Annotated in this window: 9 protein-coding genes; 4 read left to right on the forward strand and 5 right to left on the reverse strand. The window is 69.5% G+C overall.

The window, feature by feature from the left end; genetic code table 11:
• The first annotated feature begins 116 nt into the window (after positions 1–116).
• A complete protein-coding gene (locus OP79_RS21930; protein WP_033322006.1) occupies positions 117–842 on the forward strand; it encodes an RNA polymerase sigma factor in 726 nt (241 codons plus the stop codon).
• The gene (locus OP79_RS21935; RefSeq protein ID WP_033322007.1) at positions 839–1,792 is read left to right on the forward strand and encodes a CU044_5270 family protein; all 954 of its coding nucleotides are present in this window, start codon (positions 839–841) and stop codon (positions 1,790–1,792) included. Before OP79_RS21930 ends, OP79_RS21935 begins: the two co-directional genes overlap by 4 nt.
• Positions 1,793–1,888: 96 nt before the next feature.
• On the opposite strand, the gene OP79_RS21940 is transcribed toward OP79_RS21935, so the two are convergent.
• The gene (locus OP79_RS21940; RefSeq protein WP_033322008.1) at positions 1,889–3,460 is read right to left on the reverse strand and encodes a sodium:solute symporter family protein; all 1,572 of its coding nucleotides are present in this window, start codon (positions 3,458–3,460) and stop codon (positions 1,889–1,891) included.
• A gap of 221 nt (positions 3,461–3,681) precedes the next feature.
• Positions 3,682–4,467, reverse strand: a complete 786-nt coding sequence (locus OP79_RS21945) for an SDR family oxidoreductase (RefSeq protein WP_033322010.1) — start codon at positions 4,465–4,467, stop codon at positions 3,682–3,684.
• Between the two features lie 433 nt (positions 4,468–4,900).
• On the opposite strand from OP79_RS21945, the gene OP79_RS21950 reads away from it, so the two are divergent.
• Complete coding sequence (locus tag OP79_RS21950) at positions 4,901–5,779, forward strand: helix-turn-helix domain-containing protein (protein WP_033322011.1); 879 nt, start codon at positions 4,901–4,903, stop codon at positions 5,777–5,779.
• A gap of 15 nt (positions 5,780–5,794) precedes the next feature.
• Here OP79_RS21950 and OP79_RS51045 read toward each other — a convergent pair whose 3' ends face one another.
• The gene (locus OP79_RS51045; RefSeq protein WP_211270841.1) at positions 5,795–6,388 is read right to left on the reverse strand and encodes a cyclophilin-like fold protein; all 594 of its coding nucleotides are present in this window, start codon (positions 6,386–6,388) and stop codon (positions 5,795–5,797) included.
• Between the two features lie 305 nt (positions 6,389–6,693).
• On the opposite strand from OP79_RS51045, the gene OP79_RS21960 reads away from it, so the two are divergent.
• The gene (locus OP79_RS21960) at positions 6,694–7,461 is read left to right on the forward strand and encodes a glucose 1-dehydrogenase (RefSeq protein WP_033322013.1); all 768 of its coding nucleotides are present in this window, start codon (positions 6,694–6,696) and stop codon (positions 7,459–7,461) included.
• 111 nt (positions 7,462–7,572) lie between these two features.
• Here the strand turns inward: OP79_RS21960 and OP79_RS21965 are convergent, their stop codons facing one another.
• Positions 7,573–8,439 (reverse strand): helix-turn-helix domain-containing protein, encoded by an 867-nt coding sequence (locus OP79_RS21965; protein ID WP_033322014.1) that lies wholly within the window; start codon positions 8,437–8,439, stop codon positions 7,573–7,575.
• Positions 8,440–8,551: 112 nt separating this feature from the next.
• A partial coding sequence (locus OP79_RS21970) for an XdhC family protein (RefSeq protein WP_033322015.1) occupies positions 8,552–9,593 on the reverse strand: 1,042 nt, incomplete at its 5' end.

Genomic DNA, 9,593 nt, shown 5'->3' on the forward strand with positions numbered 1-9,593 from the left:
TCTTCCGCGTCCCAGCTGTTTCGCGAGGCTCCGCGCGCAGATGCGACCGGCAGACGTGACCGACAGGTGTGACTGACGCCACAGGGACGTGGAATGCCGAGCGGACAGGGCTGGTTGTGGAACTTTCCCTACGTGCCCGGATACGGGCCGGTGACACCGAGGCCTTCGCCGAGCTGTTCGGCGCGCACGCCCGCGCCGTGTACAGCCATGCCGCCCGACTGACCGGAGACCGGGGCGCCGCAGAGGACGTGGTGTCCCTGACCTTTCTGGAGGCGTGGCGGCTGCGGGAGAAGCTGAGACCCGAGGCCCCTGAAGAGGGCGCTCTGGACGCCGAGTTGACCGAGTCTCGCGAGTGGTCCGAGAGCGACGGCCTGCGGCCCTGGCTGTACGGCATCGCCACCAACGTCCTGCGCAACACCCGCCGAGCCGCCCGCCGGCACAGCGCCGCGCTCGCCCGGCTCCCCGGCCGCCCGGCGGACCACGACACCGTGCCCGACTTCGCCGACGAGCTCGTCGGCCGCATGGAGGACACCGAACGGCTGGCCGCCGCCCGCACCGCGCTCGGCCGGCTCCGCAGACCCGAGCGCGAAGTTTTCGCGCTGTGCGTCTGGTCGGGGCTGAGTTACGCGGCCGCCGGCGAGGCCCTCGGCGTGCCGGCCAGCACCGTACGGTCGCGGCTCTCCCGCGCCCGCGTGCGCCTGCGTCGCCTGGCAGACGAGGAGCTTGCCCGGGGCGCGCCCGCCGTCCGGCCGTCGGAAGAAGCGAGACCCCAGTCCCGCACCGGACAGGTACCGGGTGGCCGCCCCGCAGCGGCCCGGTCGACACAGGAGAAGTACCGATGAACCCCGAAGAGCGCGAAGAACTGGCCAGGCTGCTGCCGAGCCCGGGCGACCCGGTCCTGACGAGCGACCGCCATGACCTGCTGAAGGACCATCTGATGCGAGAGCTCACCCAGGCCACCCCGGAAGTCCAGGGCAACCGGGACACCCTGACGGCCCCCGCGCCCCGGAAGCCGTCACCCCGCCGCCGGTTCGCCATGATCGCCGTACCCCTCGCCACCGCGACTGCCGTCGCCGCCGCAGTCGTCATCGGTACCGGCGCATTCGAGACCCCCACCCCTGACCAGAAGGCCGTCGACCTCCTGAACCGCATCGCCACGGTCGCCGCCGCGAAGGAGTCCGTGCCGGTCCGCGACGACCAGTACGTCTACATCCGCACCCAGGGCTCCATGAAGATCACGGACGAGGACATCCGGATCTTCCGCGACTCCCGCTGGAACGCCGTCGACGGCAGGCGCGAAGGACTCAGCCGGATGACGGTGCTGAACGGCCCGCCGCCCCGCCCGCGGGACCCGCTCGCCGGGTACGCCAAGGGTACGAGGGACATGACGCTGGGCATCGACCCGAACGTCACCACGTACCGCGAGCTGGAGGCGCTGCCCACCGACCCCGACGTGCTGCTGGAGAAGATCTACGCCGACACGAAGGGTGAGGGCTCGAGCCGCGAGTCGGCGGCGCTGGAGACGATCGGCGACATGCTCGACGACGCGACGCTCCTCCCCGAGGTGGGCGCCGCGCTCTACCGCGCCGCCGCGAAGATCCCGGGCGTCAGGGTGGTCGAGAACGCCAAGGACTTCGCCGGCCGCCCGGGTATCGGCCTGAGTTTCAAGGAACGCGACGACCACGCCGTGTGGGTCTTCGACAGGAAGTCCCTCAACTACCTCGGCTCCGACGTGGAGGCGCTGCTCGGAGTGGGAGTCGTCGACAAGGTCGGTGAGACACCCAAGAGTTGACGCTTCATCAGCGCGAGTTCCATCAGCGCGAGGGCGACCGCTCCCACGGGAACGGTCGCCCTCGCCGCAAGCGCCCAACTGCCGTACGGAAGGAACTCAGTCCTTGACCGGCGCCCCCACCACGCCGTCCGCCGCCCCAGCCGGAGTCGGGATCGCCGCGGCCGCCGAACCCGGGCCGTCGTCATCGTTGTTGATCTTCGCGAGGACCGCGTCCCGCTCCGGGGTGTCCTCCGGCTTCACGTACCCGATGAGGATGTAGAGGACGAGCGAGACGGCGAGCGGGACCGAGACCTGGTACTGGAGCGGGACGCCGCCGTCGACGTTCCAGTGGATGGGGTAGTTGACCAGCCAGAAGGTGACGAGGCCGACGCCCCAGCTGATCAGCGCGGCCGTCGGCCCGCTCTTGCGGAACCAGGGCAGCAGGCCGAGCATCAGCGGGATCGCGATCGGGCCCATGAGCCCTGCGACCCACCTGATGACGACCGTGATGATGTCGCCGAAGAAGTCGGAGTTGACCTGCGTCGCGATGGCCATCGACAGACCGAGGAACAGCAGCGTGGCCCAGCGCGCGGCCAGCAGCCCGGTCCGGGTGTCCCACTGGCGTACCTTCCGCGAGACCGCGGGCATGATGTCGCGTGTGACGACGGCGGCGATCGCGTTGGCGTCCGACGAACACATCGCCATCGTGTGCGAGAAGAAGCCCACGATCACCAGGCCCAACAGGCCGTGCGGCAGCAGCTGTTCAGCCATCAGGGCGTACGAGTCCGCCGGCACGTCCGTCTGGATGATCAGCGGCGCGACCCACATCGGGAAGAACAGCACCAGCGGCCAGATCAGCCACAGTGCGGCGGACAGGGCGGCCGAACGCGTCGCGGACTTCGGGGAGTCCGTGGCCATGTAGCGCTGGGCCTGGTTCCACATGCCGCCGTTGTACTCGAAGGTCTTGATGAACAGGTACGCGATCAGGAAGACCATCATGTACGGCCCGGCCAGCGGCTCGGCGTGCCCGTCGAGCGCGGGCTCGTCCCAGACGCTCCACAGCGTGCTGAAGCCGCTCAGCTCGACCATGACGGCGATCAGCATCGCGATACCGGCGACGAACTGGATGATGAACTGCCCGAGTTCGGTCAGCGCGTCCGCCCACAGACCGCCGACCGTGCAGTAGACGGCCGTCACCGCACCGGTGATGAGGATGCCCGTGTTGAGCGAGACCCCGGTGAACACCGACAACAGGGTTGCGATCGCCGCCCACTTGGCACCGACGTCCACGATCTTCAGCAGTACGCCGGACCAGGCGAGCGCCTGCTGGGTGGGCAGGTTGTAACGGTTCTTCAGATACTCCAGCGGGGAGGACACGTGCAGCCGTGCGCGCACGCGGTTGAGCCGGGGTGCGAAGAGTTTCGCGCCGATCGCGATGCCGATGGCGATGGGGAAGGACCAGGTGACGTAGGAAGTGACGCCGTACGTATAGGCGATGGCCGCGTAGCCCGTGAACATCACCGCGCTGTAGCCGGACATGTGGTGCGAGATGCCGGACAGCCACCACGGCATCTTGCCGCCTGCGGTGAAGAAGTCGCTGACGTTGTCGACGCGTTTGTGGGACCAGACGCCGATCGCGACCATCACACCGAAGTAGCCGATCAGCACGGTCCAGTCGAGACCGTTCATATGCACCCTCCCGCGATCCGCCTTGTGAACTGCGCTGAACTGCAGTGACGTGCACGGCACTTCACCGGCGCAGGCCAAAGCGGCCGCGAAGTGCCCGCTCATCGTGGGTTCGGCGGGTATGCGGCGACAACTGCTCGGCAGGTCAAGAGGGAGCAAAAAAGTTCTGCTTGATGACCTAGATTCACATCCATGACCGGCTGTGCGGAGGCCGGTAGCGCGGCCTAACGCATCAATTCACCCGCGTTCACCAGCAAGGACTGCCCGGTGATGGCGCGAGCCCGGTCGGACGCCAGGAACACGGCGGCATCCGCCACGTCTCCGTCGGTGGCCAGCTCGGGCAGGGCCATGCGGCTCGTGAGGCGTTCCCGTACTTCTGCCTCCGGTACGCCCTCCGTATGCGCCGAGAACTGGACGTACGCCTCGACCGGCGGGCCCCACATCCAGCCCGGCAGCACGGTGTTGACCCGTATGCGATGCGGGCCCAACTCCCTTGCCAGGGAGTACATCGCGCTCGTCAGGGCGCCCTTCGAGGCCGCGTACGCCATCTGTCGCACCTGAGTGGGGGCGGCGACGGCCGACTGAGTCCCGATGAAGACCACGGACCCGCCGTGTTCCTTCAGTGCGGGCAGGCAGGCGCGGGTCATCCGCAGCGTGCCGAGCAGGTTCACGTCGATGACGGACTGCCAGGTGGCGAAGTCCGCGTCCGCGAGACCGCCGAAGTAACTGTCCCAGGCGGCGACATGGACGACGGCGTCGAGCCGCCCGAACCGCTCGGCCGCGAGCGCGGCAAGCGCCTCGCACTGGGTCTCGTCGGTGATGTCGGTCGGGCGGTGGGCGGTGTGCGTGCCGTCGGGGTCGATCTCCGCCGCCGACTTGGCGAGATTCGCCTCCGTACGCGCTCCGAGCACGGCGTTGCCTCCGTCCCGTACGACGGCCGCCGCGACCTGGTGTCCGAGCCCGGCGCCGACTCCCGAGACGATCACGGTCCTGTCCGCGAGCAGTGACATGCCGGGGCCTCCCTGACTCTGGCGAGCTTTCTGACGGGGCGTCAGAGTATGGGCGTCCGCCGGAGGAAGGAAGAGGAAGGAACGGGGAGGAAGGGGAGCGGCATCCGCGGACGGCCGCCGCGGCCCGGAGGCCGTTCGCCTGACTGCCGTGCGGCGAGGGCGGGGCCTGCGCCAGACACGTGCAGGGCCGCTGGCCGGCAGACAGGTGAGTGATCGGTGCTGCTGTCCCAGGACGGCTGAGGGGGAGGGTTTTCTCCCTGGATCAGCCGCTCCCAGGAAGGAATTCTCCCCTTATGAGGAAGAGAGGCGAATGCCAGCTTGGGCGTCGTCGGCCACTGTCCCCTCCCCGTTGGAAGCAGCCCATGGCCCATGGGCGACGCGGCAGACACATGAACTGAAGCACAGGCCGATCCGCCGGCGAAAGGCGAAACCGATGACCAGGCAGGACGAGGTTCGCGGCTTCCTCACCACGAGGCGTGCGAGGATCACGCCCGAACAGGTCGGACTGACCGATCTCGGAGGAGAACGCCGGGTTCCCGGTCTGCGCCGCGAAGAGGTCGCGTTCCTGGCAGGCATCAGCGTCGATTACTACACGCGTCTCGAACGCGGAAGGATCCGGGGCGCGTCGGACAGCGTGCTCGACGCGCTCGCTCGTGCTCTGCGACTCACGGCCGCCGAGCGAGACCATCTGTTCGATCTCGCACGCGGCCACACGGCACCCGCTCCGCGCCGGGCCGCCCCCGCTCGCCGTGTCCGGACATCGGTGCAACGGGTCCTTGACGCGCTGCACGTCCCGGCTGTCGCACAGAACGCACGGCAGGACCTGATCGCGGCGAACGGGCTCGGGAGAGCTCTGTACGTCACGCCGTTCGACAGCGCCGACCGGCCGCCGAACCTGGCTCGCTTCGTTTTCCTGGACCACCGTGCCCAGGCGTTCCACCCCGACTGGGACCTCACCTGCCGAGTCACGGCGGCGACCCTCCGCGCCGAAGCGGGACGCACCCCGCTCGACCCGGCGCTCACCGCTCTGATCGACGAGCTCCGGGCAAGGAGCCCGGTCTTCCGTGAAGTATGGGCTCACCACGACGTACGTGCGCACCACACCGGAGTGAAGCAGTTGCGTCATCCGGTCGTGGGGGACCTCACCCTTGCCTTCGAGACCCTCGATGTGCAGGCCGACCATGGACTCTCGATCATCGTCTACGGTGCCGGACCGGATACGTCGACGGCCGTCAAGCTGGCTCACCTGAGCAGATGGGCCGCCGGGACCGGGGAGACCTCCACGAGTGACGCGGAGGCCGTGAGGGCCTGAGCCGCCGACTGACGGTCAGTCGGCCGGCTCGACCCTCGCGGTGAAGCCGTCCTCCTCGTCGGCGATCGCGTCCATGTCTCCGTCGAACCGACCGATCCTCAGGATGCCGTCGTGGTAGCCCACGTCGCCGTAGTAGAAGACGAGGTCGCCCCCCGGAGCGTAATAGCCGATGTCCCCCGGGCGAGGGTCCTCTCCCTCGGGCATGCCCTCTGTGGAAAGCTCCTCGGGCAACGCCCCCGTCTTCTCCGTGTTCAGGTGGTCGCTGAACTCCACGGTGACCGGGAGCTTTTCGATCAGGTCCCGAGCGGTGGCGTTGCCCAGGAGCCGGCCCGTGAGCACCGTGCCGCCCACGGTGACGCGGATCGGCGTCCCGTCGCTCGACGACTGGTCCGGGTTCGGGTTCGGCGAGGAGGAGTCCGCAGCGGAGGCCGACTCGCCGGACGACGAGGAACCCGCGGGCGCGGCGCTCTGTGAAGCTGTCGAAGCCGTCCCTTCCGAATCGCTGCCGCAGGCTGTCACGCCGAACGCGAAGGTCATGGCCAGCGAGAGCACCCAGCCCCGACGCGCTCGACGCGGCGGCCCGGGTACGGAAGAACTGGTTCTGGTCATGTCGTCGAAGCTAACGGCGAGGCCACCGCAGGTGGGAAGCCCTGTCAGTACTCCCCAGTCCCGCCCGCCCAGGGTCTCCGACGCTTGAGGTTTTCCTGGAGCACGCGCCTCTGCGCGTCGCTCTCGTGCAGTTCCTCGTCGCGTGGTGGGGTCGCGCCCTGGGGGGAGAGTCTCCTCCCAGGATGGTTCTTCCCCAGGAAGAAACCCTCCCCTTTTTGCGTCAGCCGCGACAGGTCAGTCTCGATGTCACGGCCGCCGTACCCGGCGCTTCCTGCCGTCCCGGCAGCAACGGCAAGAGGAGAACCATGAACCCCACGTACGAGTTCAGCGACAAGGTCGCTCTCGTCACAGGTGCCGGCTCCGGAATGGGGCTGGCAACCGCGCAGGCCTTCGCGGAGGCAGGTGCGGCTGTGGTGCTCGCGGATCTCGACGAGGAGGCTCTTCGCAAGGCCACGGACAGCCTGACGTCCGCCGGTCACCGAGCCCTGGGCATCACCTGCGACGTGAGCAGCGAGGACCAGGTCGCCGCCATGGTCGACAAGACGGTCGAGACCTTCGGCCGCCTGGACATGGCGTTCAACAACGCGGGCATACAGATCCCGCCGAGTGACGCCGCCGACGAGCCTGCCGAGGTCTTCGACCGGGTCACGGCCGTCAACCTGCGGGGCATCTGGGCCTGCATGAAGCACGAGCTGCGGCACATGCGCGCCCAGGGCAGCGGCGCCATCGTCAACTGTTCCTCGCTCGGCGGCCTCGTAGGCCTTCCGGGCCGGGCCTCCTACCACTCTTCCAAGCACGGAGTGATCGGCCTCACCGGCAGCGCCGCCCTCGAATACGCCCCACGCGGCATCCGGATCAACACGGTCTGCCCCGGCACGATCGACACGCCCATGGTCGCCGCCATGGAAGCGAAGGGTGAACTCGACCGGTCCGAGGCCGCGGCGGCCCAGCCGATCGGCAGGCTCGGCCATGCGGACGAGATCGCCGCGGCGGTTCTGTGGCTGTGCAGTCCTGGGGCAAGCTTCGTGGTCGGCGTCGCCCTTCCCGTCGACGGCGGCTACGTCGCTCAGTGACGTTCTGGACGTTCTGGCTGGAGCGCTGGAGCACCGTAGGCAGGGGCTTCGTCGTGGGTTCCGCAGCGCCGCCGAGGTCCCGTCGTCGCCCGTACGTACGCGACGCCGTCGTCAGCTCGCCGCGCCGGGGGCGACCGAGTGCCCGTCAGCCACCCAGGCCGCGAGGAGGCGCAGCCGTTCCTGCGTGGGCGTGCCGGGTGGGGCGGTCCAGATGGTCAGATGCTGATCGGGGTCGGTGCTGCAGGTGAGGGTGTCCCATTCGACGGTGAGTTCGCCGACGACCGGATGGTTCAGCGTCTTGGCGCCGACCCGTCGGGCTGCCACGTGGTGCTCTGACCACCACCGCCGGAAGTCCGCGTCCCGCTCCGACAACTCCTCGACCAGCGCGACGAGCGTCGGGGAGTCGGGGTCGCGGGCCACCTCCATGCGCAGTTGGGCAACAGCGAGCAGGGCCGCGCCCTCCCAGTCGGCGTAGAGCCCCTTCATACGGTCGGAGAAGATCATCTTCGCGTAGTTGCGGTCCTTCTCCGGTATCTGCCCGAAGTCCCCGACCAGGGCGGCGCCCATCTCGTTCCACGCCAGGACGTCCATCTGGCGCCCGAGGACCATGGCCGGGATGGAGCCGAGGTCGTCGAGCAGTCGCTGCAACTGAGCGTTGACGACCTGCACCTCGGGCCGGCGCAGGCGGCCGGTCTCCTTGCCCGCCAGCTGGAAGGCGTACTCCCGCTGGTCGGCATCGAGCTTCAGCACACGGGCGAGGGACGCCAGCACGGGCTCGGACACGTCGATGCGTCCCTGCTCCAGTCGGGTGTAGTAGTCCGTGCTGATCGCGGCCAGCAGGGCCACTTCCTCCCGACGCAGACCGGGCACTCGGCGCGGCGCTCCCGAGTCGGGCAGCCCGACGGATCGGGGGGTCAGCTCGGCGCGCCGGGTTCTCAGGAATTCGCCCAGCTCATGGTGGGCTGCGCTGCCAGTCATGTCAGCCATTCTCCCAAGGATGGGGCCCCGTGGCCGGGGCGGCGGAGTCTTGGTACCACGAACCTTCTTCTTGCGTACCTGCGGAGGTCCACCGAGCAGGCGGGTACAGCGGTCACGGCTCCGCGAGGGCGCGGGGCCGGCCATCGGCCGGGGTGGGCAGGGGGGCGGGCACCGGACGGTGGATCGGGCCTGTTCCCCGGGAGAGGGGCAGGCCGCTGCCGAGGTTGGCGGAGGCGATGATCTCCGCCGCGATGGAGACGGCCGTCTCCTCAGGCGTGTGAGCTCCGAGGTCCAGGCCGATCGGGGAGCGCAGGCGGGCGATGTGCTCGTCCGACATGCCCGCCTTGCGCAGGAGGCGGAGACGTTGATCGTGGGTGCGGCGCGATCCCATGGCCCCGACGTAGCCGACCGGCAGATCGAGGGCCAGCCGCAGCAGGGGGATGTCGAACTTGGCGTCGTGGGTGAGGACGCAGACGGCGGTACGGGCGTCCACCTCGGTGCGTTCCAGGTAGCGGTGGGGCCAGTCGACGACGACCTCGTCCGCGTACGGGAAACGGGCCGCCGTGGCGAAGACGGGCCGGGCGTCGCACACGGTGACCCGGTAGCCCAGGAAGGCCCCGGCCCGGCTGAGCGCGGCGGCGAAGTCGACGGCGCCGAAGATCAGCATGCGGGGGCGGGACGCGGCCACGTGGACCAGGACGGACAGCCGGTCCGGGCAGGTGTCGGCGTCTGAGCCCAGTTCGACGCGGGCGGTACGTCCCGAGCGGAGCAGGGCGCCCGCCTGTGCGGTCACCGTGCGGTCCGTCGGGCCTCCGTCCAGGGTTCCGTAGGAGGCGGTGCCGTCGGCGAGGACGCAGAGCATGCGGCCCACCAGATGGTGGGGGCCGTCGATGACCTGCGCCACGGCGGTGGGCCTGTCGTGGACGATGTCGTCCAGGGCGGCACCGAGATGCGGGTCCGTGGCGGGATCGACGCGCCGGACGAGGACGTCGAGTTCGCCGCCGCAGGTCAGGCCGACGGCGAAGGCGTCGTCGTCGGAGTACCCGAACCAGGCCCGCTGCGGGGCGCCGCGGTCGCGCAGCACCTGCCGGCACAGTTCGTACACCGCGCCCTCGACACAGCCGCCGGAGATGCTGCCGACCGCGTTGCCGTCC

The organism is Streptomyces yerevanensis (assembly GCF_000716805.1).
In the GTDB taxonomy this organism is placed as follows: Bacteria; Actinomycetota; Actinomycetes; order Streptomycetales; family Streptomycetaceae; genus Streptomyces; species Streptomyces flaveus.

Bases quoted from the DNA above. Each gene is read 5' to 3' on its own strand.
- OP79_RS21935 (WP_033322007.1), top strand. From the start codon at position 839: ATGAACCCCGAAGAGCGCGAAGAACTGGCCAGGCTGCTGCCGAGCCCG.
- OP79_RS21940 (WP_033322008.1), bottom strand. From the start codon at position 3,460: ATGAACGGTCTCGACTGGACCGTGCTGATCGGCTACTTCGGTGTGATG.
- OP79_RS21960 (WP_033322013.1), top strand. From the start codon at position 6,694: ATGAACCCCACGTACGAGTTCAGCGACAAGGTCGCTCTCGTCACAGGT.
- OP79_RS21945 (WP_033322010.1), bottom strand. From the start codon at position 4,467: ATGTCACTGCTCGCGGACAGGACCGTGATCGTCTCGGGAGTCGGCGCC.
- OP79_RS21950 (WP_033322011.1), top strand. From the start codon at position 4,901: ATGACCAGGCAGGACGAGGTTCGCGGCTTCCTCACCACGAGGCGTGCG.
- OP79_RS51045 (WP_211270841.1), bottom strand. From the start codon at position 6,388: ATGACCAGAACCAGTTCTTCCGTACCCGGGCCGCCGCGTCGAGCGCGT.
- OP79_RS21965 (WP_033322014.1), bottom strand. From the start codon at position 8,439: ATGACTGGCAGCGCAGCCCACCATGAGCTGGGCGAATTCCTGAGAACC.